Here is a 17,893-nt window from a genome sequence, read left to right on the forward strand (position 1 = left end):
ACATGGATATTCGATTTTACAATACGCTGACGAATCGCGAAGAAATTTTTGAGCCGCTCGATCCTCCAAATGTGGCGATGTATTCCTGTGGTCCAACGGTGTACGATTTTGCCCATATCGGCAATTTTAAGTCTTTTTTGTTTTCCGATGTACTCCGTCGATTTCTCGATTTGGCCGGTTATAATGTTACCCATGTGATGAATATTACCGATGTGGGGCATATGACGGACGACGATGTGGCCGATGCGACTGGCGAGGACAAGATCGCGGTGGCTGCGCGCAAGCTCAAGGAGGAAAAGAAATTGGGCATGTTGCCCGATGATGCGGTTTCCAATCCCGATGATCCGTTTGAGGTGGCGCAATATTTTACGGATGCATTTGTCGAAGATGCGCGTTTGCTGGGGATTAAAGTGGCGCACGACTATCCGCGCAATATGCCGCGTCCCACGGAACATATCGATGCCATACAGGTGATGATTCAGAAGCTGTTGGACAAGGGCCACGCTTATGTTGCCGATGATGGTGTGGTTTATTTTAGTGTTGAATCTTTTCCCGAATACGGTCGTCTGTCGGGCAACGATCTCGATCAACTTGTCGCGGGTTCGGGTGGGCGCGTGCTTGAGGAACACCAGGCGATCAAGCGCAATCCCGCTGATTTCTTTTTGTGGAAACCCGATCCGTCGCATATTATGAAATGGCCTTCTCCCTGGGGTGAGGGGTATCCGGGCTGGCATATCGAGTGTTCGGCTATGGCGATGAAGATGCTGCGCAGAGAAGTTATCGATATTCACACGGGGGGCGAGGATAATATTTTTCCGCACCACGAATGCGAGATTGCCCAGTCGTGTTGTGCGACGGGGCATTCGCATTTTGCCAGGTACTGGATTCACCCGCGCTATTTAATGGTTGAAGGTGAGAAGATGTCCAAGAGCAAGGGCAATTTTTTTACGGTGCGGGATGTGCTGGAAGGCAAGGTGACCGGGCGTCCCGTTCATCCTTCGGTTTTGCGTTACGAACTCATTAAGACGCATTATCGCACGCAGACCAATTTTACGAAAAAAGGTGTTCGTGATTCGGCCAATGCCGTGCGAAGATTTCACGAGTTTGGACAGGGGCTTATCCATGCGGCGAATGGCGATGCGACGGAGGTCGGCAGAGATCATCCCGTTGTTGCCGATTTTCTCAGTGCTCTGTCCAGTGATCTCAATATTAGTGCAGCGCTTGCCGTGGTGCATAACTGGATGGGGCAAGAGGTAGATGACCCGTCCGAAGCATTGGATGTGTTTGACAAGATCAATAGCGTGCTCGGCATTGCCGATCTTTCGGGATTGGTCAAGGCTGAATCAGCGGATGATACAGATACCAGCGAGGCGATTTGCAAACAGATTGACGAGGCCCGCGCGTCCAGAGATTACGATACTGCCGATCATCTGCGGCAGGAACTCATCGATGCGGGCTATGAGGTTCGCACTGCGCCGGAAGGTACGATAGCTGTGAAGCAGTTGGCGTAGAAGAAGACGGAAGAAGGTTTTTATGACTTTTCCAATTACCCGCATGCGCCGTTTGCGCCAGAGTGAGACGACGCGCCGAATGGTGCGCGAAAATCACGTGCGCGTTGACGATTTGATTATGCCCCTGTTTGTGTGTCCGGGCAGAGGTGTGAAGAAAGAAATTGGGTCTATGCCGGGCAACCATCAGATGTCGATAGATGTCGTGGTTGAGGCGTGTAGAGAAATTGCCGATCTGGGCATTCCAGCGGTGATTCTTTTTGGGATTCCCGATCACAAAGACGCGCGGGGTAGTGGGGCTTATTGCGATGATGGTATTATTCAGCGCGCGATATCCGCGATTAAAGAACATACGCCTGATCTCTATGTGATTACGGATGTGTGTTTGTGCGAATATACGGATCACGGGCATTGCGGTGTGATTCTGGATAAAGATGTGCATAATGATGAAACGGTTGACCTTCTCGTCGCGGAGTCCCTTTCCCATGTTCGCGCGGGCGCAGATGTGGTCGCGCCTTCCGATATGATGGATGGCCGCGTTGGCGCTATTCGCTCTGCTCTGGATGCCCAGGGGTTTGACCATATACCGATTATGGCATATTCGGCCAAATATTGCTCGGGTTTTTACGGTCCATTTCGCGAAGCGGCAGAGTCCGCGCCGCAATTTGGCGATCGCCGGTCCTATCAGATGGATCCGGCAAATGGCGACGAGGCCATGCGCGAGGTGGCTCTGGATATTGAGGAGGGCGCAGATATCGTTATGATCAAGCCCGCATTGCCCTATCTGGATATTATTTACCGGGTGAAAACAGAGTTTGGCGTGCCGGTTGCCGCGTACAATGTCAGCGGCGAGTTTGCGATGCTAAAAGCTGCTTTCGCAAATGGCTGGCTGGATGAAGACCGGGTGCGAGACGAGGTTCTGGTGAGTATTAAACGCGCGGGCGCAGATCTTATTCTGACCTATTTTGCGCGCGATATTGCGCGGGTGGTGAGGTGAGAGGTTTTTATGGATATTACGATTGATCGCATTATGCAAAATTTTGATGTTCTCACGGATTGGGAAGATCGCTACCGGTATATTATTGAACTCGGTCGCAAGTTGCCGCCTTTTGATGAGGAATACAAAGTTGATGACAATCTGGTGCGGGGATGTGTGAGCCAGGTGTGGCTCGTGACCGATGTTCGAGATGGCGATCCCCCTGTGATCGAATTTCGCGCAGATAGCGATGCGCAAATTGTCAAGGGTCTGGTCGCTATTTTGTTGTCGCTGTATTCGGGTAAGACCGCTCGGGAGATTCTCACGGCTGACATTCGCAGCATTTTTCAACAGCTTGAGCTCGCCAAACACCTCAGTATTAACCGCGCCAATGGCTTTGCTTCTATGGTCAAGCGCATTCACGAACTCGCGCTTGCCACAGCGGCATAGAAGGATCTATCCCACTGACGCATTGGCCTGGCGCAGCAGGGCTCTCATGTAGGAGATGCAGTATGCCAGTCCTGCCCGGCGGTTCTCATCGTTTACCAGTTTGGGAATGTGGTCGGGCATCAAGGGCCCGTTGAAACCGACCCTGCGCAGGGCCTTCATCACCTGCGCCATGTCCATATAACCGTCGTCTGGAAAGGTTTCTTCAAAATAGGGCATTGATGAACTCACATTTCGGAAATGCACTGCGGCGATTTTGCCCCTGTCTCCAAAATCCTGGATCATCTCAAATACATCTTTGCCCATCTGGTCTCCGCCTTCCGACCACGTTCCCACGCAGAAGAGTAACCCCCAGTTCTCGCTTCTGTCAGTAATTTCCTCTGCTCGCCGGTACCCCTCATAGTGCGTGATCAATTTGCCCACTCCGTTCATCATTTCGACTGGCGGATCGTCGGGGTGAAGTGCGAGGGTGATGTTTAGCTCTTCTGCTACGGGCAATACTGCCTTGATGAAATAGGTGTAATTATCCCAGATTTCCTCAGTTGTGTAGGTTCTCTCGAACCGGCTCTTTTCCACTTGTGTCCTGAATATGTCGAGGTCAAATGCTCGCGCTGTGTATCCTCGACGTTCTACATGGTGGGTGGTATAGGTGTTGGCCGGATGAAAAGAGTGAAGGCACAGGGGTATGCCGAGGGTTGCAAGTGCGCGGATAAAGGTGCAGTACGTCTCGATATCTTCATCCCGTCCCGGCTGTCCCAACTGGATTTTGAGAGAGCGACCAGCACTGTGTCCGGCGCTGCAGATTCGGAGGTCGTATTGTGCCAGCCGTTTCTGGACGTCTCTCATCTGATCCACGTCTGGGATTTGCGTTCGCCAGTGTACCTGCACCCAGCGCACGCCGATCTGTTTGAGAAAGAGCAAATCGTCGTCGGGTGCATTCCACGAGATCTGATGCGCCAGCTTGATATTGTCTGGATGGTATTCATCTACAAATGTGACACCTGTCTCATCTGCCATTTGACTATCCTTGCAAGCGCATAATTTATATGTTGTTAGACCATCAACGCGTTTTCCGCTTCTTTGCGGTGTGTCAATAGCGGACCGCGCACGCCGCGCTCAATTTTGGCATAAGCATCGTGGTTGTGGATGCTTTCGTAGTTGTTGCTCGATACGTAAAACCACGCGATGCGCTCTTCGTCCATCATTGCCAGCAGGTCTGTCGCCACATCGCGCACGATGTCTTCGACAAATTTGGGGTTGTTATATGCGCGCTCGGTTACGTATTTTTCATCTGTTCGTTTCAAAATGGGATAGAGTTGACACGACGCATGGTATTCGCCAATGTCGATCAAATCTTCAAACCAGATAAATTCATCCTCATAAGGCCGCACATCCATTGTGATTTCGGAACGTTGATTGTGCGCGCCGTAGTCGCTGATTTCTTTGCTACACGGGCAGAGGCTTGCCACGTTGGCACGCACGCCGATCAGTTTGTCTTGCATGCCTTCATTTGTCAACATTGCTCTGAATTCACAGTTGTAGTCCAGCATGCCTTCAATGCCCGTGATAGGTGCTTTGCGCGTTAAAAAGATGGGAAATGCCATGCTGAGAAATGCTTCTTCGGCTTCCAATAATTCGAGTATTTCTTCGAGTACGATGTGTACGCTATCAGGCGTAAAGTGTTTGTGTTGCTCATTCAGCGCAATCATAAACCGCGACATGTGGGTTCCCTTTTGATGGTGGGGCAAGCTCACGGTCATGGATAGATTGGCCACTGTGTGAAATTCGCCGTTATCGCGTAGCGGCAAGGTCAAGGGATAGCGCACATTGGATACACCGACCTGGTCGATTTCAATGCCGCGTTTGTCGTGTGAGTTTTGTATGTCGGGTAGTTCCATTCTGTTCTCCGTAGTTTGAAAAAGTTCGGCTTAATATACCTCAAAATGCAAAATGGTCAATCCTATAAAAATTGTCGATAGAATGTTTTCCACCACCGCGTGTGTGTTCATTAAAGGCTATCAATATGTGCTGTCGCCCCTGATGCGCTTTTTTGCCATTGCGCCCAGTCCATGCCGCTATCATCCCACATGTTCGCACTACGCGCTTGAAGCTTTTCGCCAGCATTCCTTCCCGTATGCTCTTTCTCTTGCGATACGACGTATTTTGCGCTGTCGTCCGTTTGCCAGAGGTGGGTACGATCCGGTTCCTCCGCCTTCTGATCAATGACCTTCTATCTCGCCAACATCCTGCCCAGAGGTCGTCCTCCGACCAAATGCATGTGGATGTGATATACTTCCTGGCCTCCGTCGCGATTGCAATTGATGATGAGGCGATACCCGTTTTCTGAAATGCCCTCGTCTGCGGCGATTTTTGCCGCGACAGTTATCATGCGCCCGAGTGCGGGTTCGTCTTCTTTTGTAACGTCGTTGATTGTGGGGATCAATTTATTCGGTACGATCAATACGTGGGTGGGTGCCTGGGGATTGATGTCCCGAAAAGCGGTTACCAGGTCGTCTTGATAAACGATGTCTGCATTGATTTCGCGTCGAATAATTTTGCTAAAGATCGTTTCTTCGGCCATTGTTCTCTCCTTTGATCGGTGTTGGTGAACGCAAAACTGTATGATAGGGAATGGGATTTGTTTTTGCCAACTGGATTTTGACTGTGTAATACAAAATTCTTGATGTTATAGAGGTAACACTGTATATTTCAACTTCTTGCCCGCCGCGTGTTGGCGGTCTGATAACAAAAGATACTGGGGGTACGCTATGGCTAAGCGACAGGGTAGCCGCATGCTCATTAGAATGAAAAGTACAGAGAGTTCGCACTATTATCATACGGAAAAAAATCGACAGAATCATCCCGATCGTCTCGAATTAAAAAAGTTCGATCCCATATTGCGGAAGCGCGTGCTCTATCGGGAAGAGCGATAGATATTGACAAGGGGATTTTTCCATGGCCAGACGTTGTAGTATTACGGGGATAGGACCGCTGAGCGGTCATCATGTGTCCCACTCCAAACGAAGAGTCAAGCGGGTGCAGAAACCCAATTTGAAGAGCAAGCGCATTTACGTTCCAGAACTGGGGCGCTTTGTGCGTATCAAACTCTCAGCCCGCGCACTGCGAACGGTGAATAAAAAAGGTCTTTTGCCGTATCTCAAAGATCGCGGTCTTTCAGTGGAGGAAGTTGCGCTTTAAATAAAATGTCATAAAACGATGGATTCGGGTTGCAGTATAGGGAAAACGGTGAGAATCCGTTGCGGTCCCGCCGCTGTAACTGGGGATGTTTCTCGCACTATATGCCACTGGTGAAAAACCGGGAAGGCGCGAGGCGCACGAGACCCAGAAGCCAGAAGACCTGCCCGAATCTCAGGCCTTATTGATTTCCTCGTGGATTGGGAAAAAGGTGAGATAATGCGTGCGCTATGTGGTTTTGTCGCGTTTAGCTATGTCCCTGATTTCTACAAGGAAGTCAGGGATTTTTTTGTGCGAGGTGTGTGTTGAATCTAAGAATATGGATGCAGATGATATGTTGTATCTCGGTTTGGACCATGTCTGTTCAGGCACAGTTGTCTTTGCAATATGCACAGGGTTTTCGCGTTGATTATTTCGATGATTACAGGGTTGTAACAGTGCTTGCGCCCGGGAGTGGAGAGCGGGAAAAGGTTCAGTATGTCCTGGTGCAGCGCGGGCACGAGTCGCCCGATGGCTATGAAGGTGTGCCGAGAATAGAAGTTCCCGTGCGGACTTTGATTACGACATCTACGACGCATTTGCCACATGTCGAAAAGCTCGGTGAGGTTCATAGCCTGATTGGGATTGATAATATCAAATTTGTCAATTCAGAGGCTGTCAAACAGCGCTTTGCGGCGGGTGAGTTGGTCGAAGTTGGGCGAGATAGGGCTATTGATTTGGAAAGAGTTCTGGTGCTTCAACCCGATCTCGTTATGACAGATGCGCAATCACAGGATAATGCGCTGCTCGCACTTCAAGAAGCGGGTGTGCCTGTTGTTATTAATGCTGCATATGCGGAACCTTCGTTGCTGGGGCGCGTCGAGTGGATCAAATTTGTGGGTGCTTTTTTTCAGAAAGAAGGGCTGGCATCTGCCCAATTTGATAGCATTGTTGTGAGGTATGAAGCGCGTAGAGCGTTGGTCCAGAATTTGCCAGCAGATAAGCGTCCCACTGTTTTTGTTGGGTCTCTCTGGCGCGGGACCTGGTTTATGTCGGGGGGCAATACCTATCCCGCGCAGTTGCTCAGGGATGCGGGGGCGAATTATCTGTGGGGAGATGATGATTCACGGCAGAGTTTGGCGCTTGATTTTGAAACGGTTTACGAAAAGGCACACGATGCGGATTGTTGGATTACGATGAGAAATGAGTGGTTTTCTCGAGGCGATGTTGTTGCCGAGGATGCGCGTTACAGAAAATTCACGGCGTTTGAGACGGGCAATGTTTTCAATGCGAATGCGCGTCTGAATGCGCAGGGGGGTAATGATTATTGGGAGACGGGGCTTATTGAGCCAGATGTTGTGTTGGCTGATATTATTAAAATTTTGTATTCCGATTTGTTGCCGAATCATCAACTCAATTACTATCGAAAGCTCGATCCATAGCTTATGAAAATGATGCGTTTTTTAATTTTTTTGATTTTCTGTACGAATACGCCGCTTTGGGGAGCGCAGATTGTTGGTCGCGTTATTGATGCGGAGAGCGAGATTCCCATCGCTAATGCGCGTGTTCGCATTCTCAATACGGATTTTGTGACGCAGACGGATGGCGATGGGCGTTTTGTTTTTTTTGATTTGATGCCGGGTGCTTATACGCTTGTCATGACTCATGTGGCTTACGATGAGGTGCGGCGTACGGTTCAGGTGGCCGAGACGGCTGAGGTTTTTATTGCGCTGTCTCTCAGGACCCTTCCCCTTGATGAGTTTTCGGTGATTGCCGATCCGATAGGTGCCAGTGATATTCACAGGAATCCAGCGTATGCGACTGTTATTACGCGCGAAAGTTTTGAGGGTAGAGAGACAACGTTGCCAGATGTATTGGCTGAGGCCACGGGGGTACACGTCAAGCGTCTCGGTGGGTTGGGCACTTTTAGCACGCTTTCGCTGCGCGGTTCATCAGCCGATCAGGTTGAGGTCTATCTCGATGGCATTTTGCTCAATACCGCTTTTGGTGGGGGGGTAGATCTCAGCAATTTGCCACTGGCTCACGTCGGGCAGATTGAGGTGTATCGCGGTGCAGGTGCCGGGGGCAATGGTCTGGGGGGCACAGTGCATGTGCGCACGCGACAGACGCAGGGACGATGGTTTCATGGGATTCGAGGGTCGTGGGGAGCTTTTGATACGCGGTTGCTGAGTGGTGTGTTCGCGGGTGGGTTTGGTCAGTCGGAGTTTCTCGTTGTGGCTGATTATGCACATAGCGATAACGATTTCGGATTTCTCGATGACAATGGGACTGAATACAATGACAGTGACGATGTTTGGAGCAGGCGTCAGAATAACGATCATCGATCTTTTAATCTGTTGGGCAAATGGCGTCGCGCTTTTGGAGAGGACAGAATTTTGTCTGTTCACGAGTCCGCGTACTGGAAATATCAGGGTATGCCCGGTATTAGCAATAATCAGTCGCAGAATGCACATTTGGATGTTTTCCAAATGATGACGGAAGTCGCTTATGAAGATCGCGTTTTTTTGCGGGGTATAAATACGCGGCAATCGCTTTATGTCACGCATGTCAAAGAGCGGTTCCGCGATCTGGATGGTGAAATCGGGATTGGTCGCCAGGATAATGATTATCTCACGCGTACTTATGGGTGGCTGAGCCGTTTGCAAACGATTTTGTTTTCGCGCTGTGATATCGCGGCTGTGATTGGGTTGCACAGGGAGACTTATTTGCCGACGGCGCATCTTCGGTCTCTCTCCAATTTGTTCGATAGTCAGCGGTGGGTTTTTGTCGCGCGCACGGGTCTCGATATTTCACTGCCGGGTGAGATGGGTATCTGGTCTTTTGGCGTGGAGCAACGGCGGATATACAGTTCGTTTACCGGTGCGAATCCTTTTAATTTTTCGCCGCTCGCACCCGATTCGGCCAATGCGCGCAGTCTCACCAGTCTGCGTTCGGGTGTGCGTTTTGATCTGGCCTCTCATCTGATGTTTAAGGCCAATGCGGGGCGCGTATTTCGCGTGCCTTCTTTTTACGAGCTTTTTGGCGATCGCGGCGGTGTGGTCGGCAATGTCAATCTCAGGCCGGAGTATGGTCTTACATGGGATGCGGGTCTGCGTTATGCAGATGGTACGACCACTTTGGAAGGTGCGTTTTTTGACCATCGCTATGAGGATTTGATCCAGTTTGTTCACACGTCACAGGCTACGTCGCGTCCGGTTAATATTGGCAAAGCGCGTGTGTATGGGTTTGAGATGACCGCGCAGAGACGCTTTGGTTCTCGGGCCGATCTGTCGGGTAATTACACGTATCAAAAGGCCACCGATAAGTCCAATATTCCCCATTTGACTGGCAATATTTTGCCCAATCGCCCGCCACACGCGCTGTTTGTTCGCGCGACAATGCGTCTGGGACGCTGTACTGCGTTTTACGATTATGCATTTGAAGATGGCAATTTTCTGGATCAGGCGAATCGACGCCCGTTATTATCGCGGCATGTTCACAATGCGGGTGTGAAGGTGGATACGGGGCTGCGGTTTCACATTGGATTGGAGGTAAAAAATTTAACCGGAGCACAAATCGCCGATACCTGGGGTTATCCGCTACCAGGGCGCGCGGTTTTTGTGCGTGTGAATGCGGATTAAATAAATTTTTAACACAGGAGGATGTAATGAGGTGGTTTTTAGTCGTTCTGTTTTTTGCAACAGATGTACTGGCAAATCAAGCGGTTATTACGACGACGGATTATAGCAGTGGTAGTTTTTCGAGTCTGGATCTCAATACAAATACGGCAACGCAGGATCATCTGACTATTCATTCGGATGCAGCGGTGCGGACGTATCGGGATAAGGTGTATATTATCAATCGTCTGGGACAGGATAATGTGATTGTTTTGAATCGCAGTGATCTGAAGATGCCTTTGACACAGTATTCGACGGGCAATGGTTCAAATCCGCACGATATGGTTTTTGTCAGCGAGGAGAAAGCGTATATTTCGCGGTATGAGCGCACGCAATTGCTGATTGTAAATCCCGTTACGGGGGATTCATTGGGTGCGGTGGATTTATCGGGTTTTGCGGATGCGGATGGTTTGCCCGAAGTATCTCAGCTCGCGTTGTACGGCAATCATTTGTTTGCCGCGTGTCAGCGGCTGGATCGAGATAATGGGTGGGTGCCGACGGATGTTTCGGTGATTGCGGTTGTTGATGTGATGACGGATCAGGTGGTGGATGTGGATGCAAATACAGCGGGTGTGCAGGGGATTGTGATGGTGGGTAAGAATCCCGCGGGCGCTGTGCAGAGAGGAAATAAGTGGTTTTTGAGCGCGGTCAATACGTTCGATGATTTGACGGATGGTGGGATTGAGGTGATTGATCTGGCAAATTTGAGGAGCGATGGCGTTGTTCTTGGTGAGATGGCTTTGGGCGGCAATCTGAGTTCTCTGGCGATGGTTTCCGATGACGAGGGGTATGTCGTTGTTTTAGATGTAAATTTTGCCAATATTGTCAAACGATTTGATTTGGCGATGCAGTCTGTATCGTCGGGTTTGAGTGGTCTTTCAGGCGGATTTGTGCCGAGTCTGGGAGTATTTGGAGGACGGTTGTACGTTTTGGATCGAGGGAGTTTTGTGGATCCGACATCTGCGGGGGTGCGGGTTTATGATGTGAAGACGGATGCGCTTGTGGCTGGTCCGATCAATACGGGACTACCGCCTTCGGGTATTGCATTTGTGGGCAGTGTGGCTGATTTTAATGGCGATTGTGTGGTTGATTTTAGCGATTTTTTGGCTTTTGCTTCCGCGTTTGGGAAAGCAGCGAGTGATGCTATGTTCGATTTGGATGGCAATGGTTCGGTCGATTTTCCCGATTTTCTGGTTTTTGTTTCGGAATTTGAAGGGGAATAAAAAGCCTGTATCCGCGTTCAAAAGAGAGGTTTGTATGAGTACCAGACAACGAAAACGGCATGTGAAAAAGGGTCTGGTGATGGTCAATACCGGAGATGGCAAGGGCAAGACCACAGCGGCGCTGGGAGTGATGACCCGCGCCTGGGGGCGTAAGATGCGTGTGGGTGTGATTCAGTTTTTGAAGCACGAGAATGCCAATTTTGGCGAGATTCGCGCGGCCAGGCGCATGGAGATCGATTGGATTGGTACGGGCGATGGGTGGACGTGGACGAGCAAGGATATCGATGAGTCACAGGCTCGGGCATTGCGCGGTTGGGAAGTGGCGCAGGAGCGGATTGCGAGTGGCGATTACGATCTGTTTATTCTGGATGAGTTTACGTATTTGATGGCTTTTGGCTGGTTGGATGCAACAGAGGTGGTGGATTGGCTGCGGGAGCATAAGCCCGAGATGTTGCATGTGATTATTACGGGGCGGGATGCGCCCGATGCGTTGGTTGATTTCGCCGATATGGTGACAGAGATGCGCGAGGTTAAGCATCCGTTTAGCGATCAGGGTATTGTTGCGCAACCCGGGATTGATTTTTGAGATGGATGAGTTTATCGATCGGCATGAATATTACGATTTGAAGCGCGATGGGCGTTTTTTGATCGCGGAATTGCTGGTGCCGCATCAGGTGCTGAGTACGTCGGCATATCGCGGTGGTTTGTGCGAGGGTATCCGATATCTGGTGAATCACCAGAGTTGTGAGGGCAATGGACACGATGCGCGGTTTGCGTTGATTAAGCAACTGGGTGAGGTGGGCTATCATCGCCATGTCTGTTCAGAACGCGGTTTGCCGCCGGATGCGGTTGCGCTGATGAGTACGGCTGCGAATATGCATTATGCGGCTCGCGTTGTGGATACGCATGCCGAGTTGCGCGTGTGTGCAGTTGTTACCGCAGGTGTTGAGGGCAATGCGGGGTGTGCGGGCGATGGGGCGAGTTGGCACGAAGAGGATGCCGGGTGGCGCCATCTTCATGAAGGTACGATCAATGCGATGGTGTTTATCAATTGGCCGCTTACGCCAGGGGCGATGGCGCGGGCGGTGGTGACGATGACCGAGGGAAAGTCTGCCGCGCTTCGAGATCTCGCTGTTTCGAGTCGCTATTCTCAGGATCTCGCAACGGGTACTGGTACAGACCAGTACTGTATTGCCGCGCCTTTGGACAAGACACGGGTGCCCAAGACCAATGCGGGGCATCACGCAAAATTGGGCGAGTTGATCGGCAAGTCTGTGCGCAGGGCCACGCTGGAGGCACTGCGGTGGCAAAACGGTTTGGAAGGGTCTTATACGCGTAGTGTTTTTCACGCGTTGAAGCGGTTTGGATTTAGAGAGGACCGTTTTTTGTCGGCGATGGAGAGACGGCTAAAAGCGGGTGATTTTGCGTTGTTGAAGAAGAATCTCAAGTCCGTTGTTTACGAACCGCGCGTTTCGGCGGCGGCTTATGGGTTTGCAGCGGTTTGGGACCGGGTGCGGTATGGGACGCTTTCACATGCTCTGGCAGATCCAGTGTTGCGTCAGCAGGCAGCGATATTGGCGACTTCGTTGGCGGCGAGACCAGATGTCTGGTTGTCGTGTTACGAGCAGTTGCGCGTGGATGAAAACGCATTTTTGGAGGTTGTTTACGATGCATTCGCGCTTGGATGGCGTTTGAAATGGACGTGACAATTCTCGAACCGGATCCGATTTTGCTTCTTTGCGCGGTCGTTTTAGATGGTCTTTTTGGCGATCCTGTTTATGCGTTGCATCCCATTCGTTTGATGGGTGCGACGCTGTCTTTTTTTGAGCGGGTGCTTCGCGGTCTGCGTTTGGATGGTTATGCAGGTGGGTGTTTGCTGTTTTTGTTGCTGGCTGCGTTTTGGGTGGGGGTTGTCTGTGTATTGGCTTGTGTGTTGCATGATGTCCAATCTGGGGTGGGTTGGATTTTTCAGGTTTTTGTTTTGTACTCTATGATTGCGCTCAAAGATTTGTGCAAGCACGGGTTGGCGATTGATCGCGCTACTGATCTGGAGCGTGCGAGAGAGGCGGCGTCTATGCTTGTGGGACGCGATACCGATGTGATGGATTTTGCGGCTTGCCGGCGTGCGGGTATGGAGAGTTTGAGCGAGAATGCTGTGGATGGTTTTGTGTCGCCCGTTTTTTGGTACGCTATACTGGGGTTGCCGGGTGTTGTGCTTTTTAAGGTGGTCAGTACGATGGATTCTATGGTGGGGTTTAAGACGCCGCAATATCGCTATTTTGGCTGGTGTGGGGCGCGGCTGGACGATGTGCTCAATTTTATTCCGGCGCGTTTGACGTATTTGGGGATGGTGCTGGTGGCGTTTTTTATGCCCGGATGTTCTGCCCGCAAGGCATTGCTTATCGGGTGGCGGCAACACGCGCTTGTTCCGGGTCCAAATTCCGGGTGGAGCGAAGCTGCGGCTGCAGGCGCTTTGCAGAGGCGATTGGTCGGTCCTGTTTGGCAGGGAGGGACGCTGGTTACAGATGTGTGGTTGGGCGATGTGGATGATCCAGAGGGCGGTCAATCCGGGGATATGCGCCGTATGTGTGCTTTTGTTATTGTTACCTGTTTGCTCGCGACAGGGCTGGTGGTTTTATGTGTGTTCCTAATTCCAGAGGTGCGCGGTGGCTGAGGCAATTCTCAAAACACAAAATCTCGCTGTGGGTTACAAATACGGCCGTCGTCCGCCTCGCGTTGTGGCACGCGATATAGATGTGTCGCTCCATCGCGGTGAGTTTGTGTGTTTGCTCGGTCCCAATGGTGCGGGGAAATCCACGCTTATCCGCACGCTTGTGGGAATGCAGCCGCCGCTCGATGGACATGTTTATCTTATGGGGCGGGATATTGCGGATATGTCTGCTACTGAGGTTGCCCAGGTGATCAGCGTGGTGCTGACGGATCGCATTGGTGTTGGTATTATGGCTGTGCGCGATCTGGTCGGTCTGGGGCGATATCCCCATACGGATTGGATCGGGCGCTTTACAGAGGAAGATGAATGGGTTGTTTCCTGGGCTATTCGGGCAGCCCGCGCTGAGGATCTGACATATCGCAATGTGGCTGAACTCAGCGATGGCGAGCGTCAAAAGGTTATGATTGCACGCGCGCTGGCGCAGCAGCCCGATCTTATGATTCTGGATGAACCTACGGCTTTTCTCGATCTGCCCCGCCGCGCTGAGATTATGGCTTTGTTGCAGGATCTGGCACATTCTACGGGTAAGGCGATTTTGCTTTCAACGCACGATTTGGATTTGGCACTGCGCTGTGCAGACCGTATTTATCTTTTGCCTTTTGAGGGTGCGTTGCAGACCGGTGCGCCTGAGGATTTAATTCTCAATGGCGCTTTTGAAGATGTGTTTCAGAGTGATGGCGTGCATTTTGACGCGGATACGGGTGCGTTTAAGCTCAATGCACAACGCGGTCACGCCCCAGTTGCAGTGTCTGGGGAAGGACGGCGCGAGTATTGGACAATACGCGCGCTGGAGAGAGCCGGGTTTCAAGTGGGAGATGCGGGGGCTGAGTGGCGTGTCGATATTCGGGAAGGGGATGCCTGGTGTGTTGAGCGCGGTGGCGTGGTTAGGGAATACGATTCGATTGCCGATTTGATTGCGGGACTAAGGGGATGAGAGAATGATCGGGATGGAAGTTCAATATAAGGATGATGCGCAGAGGGGATCGCGGCACGCGGTTATTATGCTGGGGTTATTTTTGTTGCTTCTGATCGCGTTCGGTTTGAGTTTGTCGCTGGGGTCGGTTCATATTCCATTGGTGGCCTTGTTCGGCATTCTTACGGGTGGAGAGGTGTCTTCTGCGGCGTGGGCAATTATTGTTCATACGATTCGATTGCCCAAGGCGATTACCGCTGTGCTGGCAGGTGCTGCGCTTTCTGTGAGTGGGTTGCAGATGCAAACGCTTTTTCGCAATCCGCTGGCAGACCCTTTTGTGCTGGGTATCAGTGCCGGGGCGAGTCTCGGCGTCGCGATTGTGGTGCTGACGGTGGGGACGGTCGGCAGTGCGCTTATCGCGGGGTTGGGGTTCCTGGGCGATTTGGGTTTGGCGGTTGCGGCTATTATGGGTGCAGCCGCTGTGCTGGGATGCGTGTTGCTGGTTTCTCGCAGTGTGCAGAGTGTGATGACGTTGCTGATTTTGGGGCTGATGTTTGGATATGCGACGGGGGCTTTTGTCAGTATTCTGATTTATTTTAGCGTTCCCGAACAAATTCAGTCGTACATTTTGTGGACTTTTGGCAGTTTTGGCAGTGTGACCTGGCGACAGATGCCCGTGCTCATTTCTGCTATTTTTGTAGGTCTTTTGCTGGCGTTTTTGTGTATTAAACCGCTCAATGCACTGTTGCTGGGGGAAAATTATGCGCGCAGTATGGGTTTGAATGTCAAGCGCATTCGCTTGTGGATTTTGATCAGCGCGTCGATTCTGGCGGGCGCAACGACTGCTTTTTGCGGTCCGATTGCGTTTTTGGGGCTGGCTGTGCCGCATCTTTGCCGCAGTCTGTTGCATACGTCGGATCACCGCGTGCTTATGCCTGCGGTCACTTGCCTAGGGGCGACGCTGGCACTGCTATCCGATCTGATCGCCCATTTGCCGGGTAGCCAATTTGTTTTGCCGCTGAATGCGGTGACGTCCCTGATTGGCGCACCGATTGTGATCTGGTTTATTTTACATCGGAAAAATTTGAGTCAGGCGTTTTCGTAGGGGCTTCAATTATTGGTACTCTGCTCGAGGGTTTCCAGCCAGCGATAGCCGTAGGTCGGGATGTTGGATGACGGCGGGGTTGTGTTATTGGTAAACATGTCGAATCGTTCGACTCGCAGACGGTAGCTGTAGTTGTGCCAGGGCTGGAAGTTCACGATTTCACTGCGGAATGCTTCGCCATTGACGACGTTGCAGTACACGGCGCCGCATGGGGTTCTGTGGGGTCCTACGGTTATTTCTTCTTCTGTGCCCGTCACTTCGGTTTTTGAGACTATTTCAGTCAATACGTATCGCCCGTCGCTGTACTGGTTTGCATTGAGGGTATAGTGATAACCGGCTTCGTAATCAAAGTTGGTGATGATATCGTCGTATGTTACATTGTTAATTAGCAGGCAAAAGTCGTCAATTTGCGCGCATTTTACCCGCGTTGGTCCCACAGTTAAGGTTGTAGGAGTGGATGGCGCAGGGGTTTTTTCTATTTGTTCCAGCAGGCGATAACTGTATTGGCCAGCATCCTGCGGGGGTTCTTCTCCATTATAGGGATCGTATTTGCCGATCCGCAGACGATAGTTGTAGCCCGCTTCAAAGCTGAAGCCTTCTATGCTGTCGTAGAACAATGAGCCGTCAACAACCATGCAGGTCTGTTCGCCGACGCCGTAGCATCTGGCCAGAGCAGGACCGACGGTTACTTCTTGTATTTCAATGTATTCGGAATTGTTCGGGTCTAACGGACCTATGCAGGCAGTAAGGAACAGTGCGAAGAGGAAAAACCATCTGGTGTGCATTAGGTTACTCCTTTTTGTACGGCGAGGTAATGGTTTAGGTATTAAACATCGTGAAGGGCAAATGGGTTCCCTGATATGAACATTGATTGACTTTCTAAGGTCAGTCCCTTAAATTTTCTTCTCAGAAGAAATATAGTCTCACGCTTGCTGAAATGATAAAAGAAAAGCAAGTTTTGCAGCAGAAACGAAGGAGGTTCACTATGGCTGAAACAATGCTCAAAGAAGATGGTCACCTGCTTTTGCCCAAAGAAGTACTGGAGTATCTACACCTCCATCCAGGAGACCGATTGAATATTGTTATTCAAAACAATGGAGATGTGGTTATAAAATCGAATCTGCGAGATGTCCGAGATTTGAAAGGTATTTTGCCCCCCCCCTCTAAGCCGGTCTCTATTGAGGATATGAAACGGGCTATTCGTTTGCGAGGTAGTAAAAATCAATGATGGGCTTGGATACCAATGTACTCGTTCGTTATCTTACGCAAGATGATCCTGAACAATCGAGAATCGCAGCACGCGAAATTGAGACAGATAACGTCTCCTTTTTCATCACATCCATGGGCATGTGCGAACTGGTTTGGGTTCTGGAAACGGCATATAATTATGACAGGTCAACGATTTCAGACACACTTAGAAAAATACTTCAAACACGTCAATTCGCTTTTGACAATAAAGCACTGATGGAGAAAGCACTGGCCGATTATAAAAAAAATAAAGGAGATTTTTCGGATTATCTACTTGGTCATAAAAGCAAACAAGCTGGATGTAATAAAACACTCACATTTGATCGTGCTCTCAAAAATCATGCGCTATTTCAAATTCTTTGAAATCGGAAGTTTGTTGTGTCACTCGTCACTGTAACCCTTGATACCGATTTTTCCACCAGTTTTTCCTCTCACCTCAAGGCAGTTCCCCGCCGATTTTTTGATCGTCCTTTCTGCGTTTGATCTATTTTCTCAACCATCTGCCGTCCGTTGATGCACCCGTTGTGTACGGTTTTATCCGAAAAGCCCGTAAAACCCAACAGCTTTAGCGTTGGGAGTAGTCACCCATTAAGCCTTGACAGTAATGTGAGAATTGATTATCATTTCTTCATGCAAAGAGCGAATCAACAGCAGAGAGCGAAACAGCAGCTGACCGTCTTGCGAGCCCTTAGCGAAGCGGATGGCCCCCTATCCGCCAGGGAACTGTGGAGCCGCCTGAGCGGAAGCGGAGAGAGTGTCGGTCTCGCCACGGTATATCGCGCGCTCCAACGGGGTGTTGAGGAAGGCACGCTGGAGTCGGTTGAGGGGTTGGGCCGCGGCGTTCGGTACGAGCCCAAGGACCGCGAGCATCACCATCACTTTCTTTGCTCG

The 17,893-nt window shown here is 50.7% G+C and carries 21 protein-coding genes and 1 riboswitch; of the genes, 17 read left to right on the plus strand and 4 right to left on the minus strand.

Annotated features, from left to right (window positions below; genetic code table 11):
* The first annotated feature begins 2 nt into the window (after window positions 1-2).
* The 3 genes from F4Y39_15635 to F4Y39_15645 are packed head-to-tail and all read left to right on the plus strand — an operon-like array spanning window position 3 to window position 2,934.
* On the plus strand, window positions 3-1,511 hold the full coding sequence (locus F4Y39_15635; protein ID MYC15153.1) for a cysteine--tRNA ligase: 1,509 nt from the start codon (window positions 3-5) through the stop codon (window positions 1,509-1,511).
* A gap of 22 nt (window positions 1,512-1,533) precedes the next feature.
* A complete protein-coding gene (gene hemB / locus F4Y39_15640; GenBank protein MYC15154.1) occupies window positions 1,534-2,505 on the plus strand; it encodes a porphobilinogen synthase in 972 nt (323 codons plus the stop codon).
* Window positions 2,506-2,514: 9 nt separating this feature from the next.
* Window positions 2,515-2,934 carry a SufE family protein gene (locus F4Y39_15645; protein ID MYC15155.1) on the plus strand — a complete coding sequence of 140 codons (420 nt, stop codon included), beginning with the start codon at window positions 2,515-2,517 and terminating at the stop codon, window positions 2,932-2,934.
* Between the two features lie 6 nt (window positions 2,935-2,940).
* Here F4Y39_15645 and F4Y39_15650 read toward each other — a convergent pair whose 3' ends face one another.
* Window positions 2,941-3,948 (minus strand): TIM barrel protein, encoded by a 1,008-nt coding sequence (locus tag F4Y39_15650; GenBank protein ID MYC15156.1) that lies wholly within the window; start codon window positions 3,946-3,948, stop codon window positions 2,941-2,943.
* 35 nt (window positions 3,949-3,983) lie between these two features.
* The gene (locus F4Y39_15655; protein ID MYC15157.1) at window positions 3,984-4,829 is read right to left on the minus strand and encodes a GTP cyclohydrolase I FolE2; all 846 of its coding nucleotides are present in this window, start codon (window positions 4,827-4,829) and stop codon (window positions 3,984-3,986) included.
* A gap of 82 nt (window positions 4,830-4,911) precedes the next feature.
* Between F4Y39_15655 and yidD the strand changes: the two genes are divergently transcribed.
* A complete protein-coding gene (gene yidD, locus F4Y39_15660; GenBank protein MYC15158.1) occupies window positions 4,912-5,157 on the plus strand; it encodes a membrane protein insertion efficiency factor YidD in 246 nt (81 codons plus the stop codon).
* Window positions 5,158-5,161: 4 nt separating this feature from the next.
* On the opposite strand, the gene hinT is transcribed toward yidD, so the two are convergent.
* Window positions 5,162-5,512 (minus strand): purine nucleoside phosphoramidase, encoded by a 351-nt coding sequence (gene hinT / locus F4Y39_15665; GenBank protein ID MYC15159.1) that lies wholly within the window; start codon window positions 5,510-5,512, stop codon window positions 5,162-5,164.
* Window positions 5,513-5,699: 187 nt separating this feature from the next.
* Between hinT and rpmG the strand changes: the two genes are divergently transcribed.
* The 10 genes from rpmG (at window position 5,700) to F4Y39_15715 (ending at window position 15,754) form a co-directional block, all read left to right on the plus strand.
* Complete coding sequence (gene rpmG / locus F4Y39_15670; GenBank protein ID MYC15160.1) at window positions 5,700-5,864, plus strand: 50S ribosomal protein L33; 165 nt, start codon at window positions 5,700-5,702, stop codon at window positions 5,862-5,864.
* Between the two features lie 22 nt (window positions 5,865-5,886).
* Window positions 5,887-6,129: a 50S ribosomal protein L28 gene (rpmB, locus tag F4Y39_15675; GenBank protein MYC15161.1), complete on the plus strand. Its 243-nt coding sequence runs from the start codon at window positions 5,887-5,889 to the stop codon at window positions 6,127-6,129.
* Between the two features lie 9 nt (window positions 6,130-6,138).
* Window positions 6,139-6,312: riboswitch (cobalamin riboswitch) on the plus strand.
* 137 nt (window positions 6,313-6,449) lie between these two features.
* Window positions 6,450-7,547: an ABC transporter substrate-binding protein gene (locus tag F4Y39_15680; GenBank protein MYC15162.1), complete on the plus strand. Its 1,098-nt coding sequence runs from the start codon at window positions 6,450-6,452 to the stop codon at window positions 7,545-7,547.
* Window positions 7,548-7,550: 3 nt separating this feature from the next.
* On the plus strand, window positions 7,551-9,746 hold the full coding sequence (locus F4Y39_15685; GenBank protein MYC15163.1) for a TonB-dependent receptor: 2,196 nt from the start codon (window positions 7,551-7,553) through the stop codon (window positions 9,744-9,746).
* 26 nt (window positions 9,747-9,772) lie between these two features.
* A complete protein-coding gene (locus tag F4Y39_15690; GenBank protein ID MYC15164.1) occupies window positions 9,773-11,005 on the plus strand; it encodes a hypothetical protein in 1,233 nt (410 codons plus the stop codon).
* Between the two features lie 34 nt (window positions 11,006-11,039).
* Complete coding sequence (gene cobO / locus F4Y39_15695) at window positions 11,040-11,591, plus strand: cob(I)yrinic acid a,c-diamide adenosyltransferase (GenBank protein MYC15165.1); 552 nt, start codon at window positions 11,040-11,042, stop codon at window positions 11,589-11,591.
* A gap of 1 nt (window position 11,592) precedes the next feature.
* A complete protein-coding gene (locus F4Y39_15700; GenBank protein MYC15166.1) occupies window positions 11,593-12,711 on the plus strand; it encodes an adenosylcobinamide amidohydrolase in 1,119 nt (372 codons plus the stop codon).
* Window positions 12,690-13,679 (plus strand): cobalamin biosynthesis protein CobD, encoded by a 990-nt coding sequence (gene cobD / locus F4Y39_15705; GenBank protein ID MYC15167.1) that lies wholly within the window; start codon window positions 12,690-12,692, stop codon window positions 13,677-13,679. Before F4Y39_15700 ends, cobD begins: the two co-directional genes overlap by 22 nt.
* A gap of 4 nt (window positions 13,680-13,683) precedes the next feature.
* A complete protein-coding gene (locus F4Y39_15710; GenBank protein ID MYC15168.1) occupies window positions 13,684-14,670 on the plus strand; it encodes an ABC transporter ATP-binding protein in 987 nt (328 codons plus the stop codon).
* Between the two features lie 4 nt (window positions 14,671-14,674).
* Window positions 14,675-15,754 carry an iron ABC transporter permease gene (locus tag F4Y39_15715; GenBank protein MYC15169.1) on the plus strand — a complete coding sequence of 360 codons (1,080 nt, stop codon included), beginning with the start codon at window positions 14,675-14,677 and terminating at the stop codon, window positions 15,752-15,754.
* 5 nt (window positions 15,755-15,759) lie between these two features.
* On the opposite strand, the gene F4Y39_15720 is transcribed toward F4Y39_15715, so the two are convergent.
* Window positions 15,760-16,539 carry a DUF4377 domain-containing protein gene (locus tag F4Y39_15720; protein ID MYC15170.1) on the minus strand — a complete coding sequence of 260 codons (780 nt, stop codon included), beginning with the start codon at window positions 16,537-16,539 and terminating at the stop codon, window positions 15,760-15,762.
* 200 nt (window positions 16,540-16,739) lie between these two features.
* On the opposite strand from F4Y39_15720, the gene F4Y39_15725 reads away from it, so the two are divergent.
* From F4Y39_15725 to F4Y39_15735, 3 genes are all read left to right on the plus strand, one after another.
* Complete coding sequence (locus F4Y39_15725) at window positions 16,740-16,982, plus strand: AbrB/MazE/SpoVT family DNA-binding domain-containing protein (GenBank protein MYC15171.1); 243 nt, start codon at window positions 16,740-16,742, stop codon at window positions 16,980-16,982.
* Window positions 16,979-17,365 carry a type II toxin-antitoxin system VapC family toxin gene (locus tag F4Y39_15730; GenBank protein ID MYC15172.1) on the plus strand — a complete coding sequence of 129 codons (387 nt, stop codon included), beginning with the start codon at window positions 16,979-16,981 and terminating at the stop codon, window positions 17,363-17,365. Before F4Y39_15725 ends, F4Y39_15730 begins: the two co-directional genes overlap by 4 nt.
* A gap of 267 nt (window positions 17,366-17,632) precedes the next feature.
* On the plus strand, window positions 17,633-17,893 hold a 261-nt coding region (locus tag F4Y39_15735; GenBank protein ID MYC15173.1), incomplete at its 3' end, for a transcriptional repressor.

Source organism: Gemmatimonadota bacterium (genome assembly GCA_009838845.1).
Taxonomy (GTDB): Bacteria; Latescibacterota; UBA2968; order UBA2968; family UBA2968; genus VXRD01.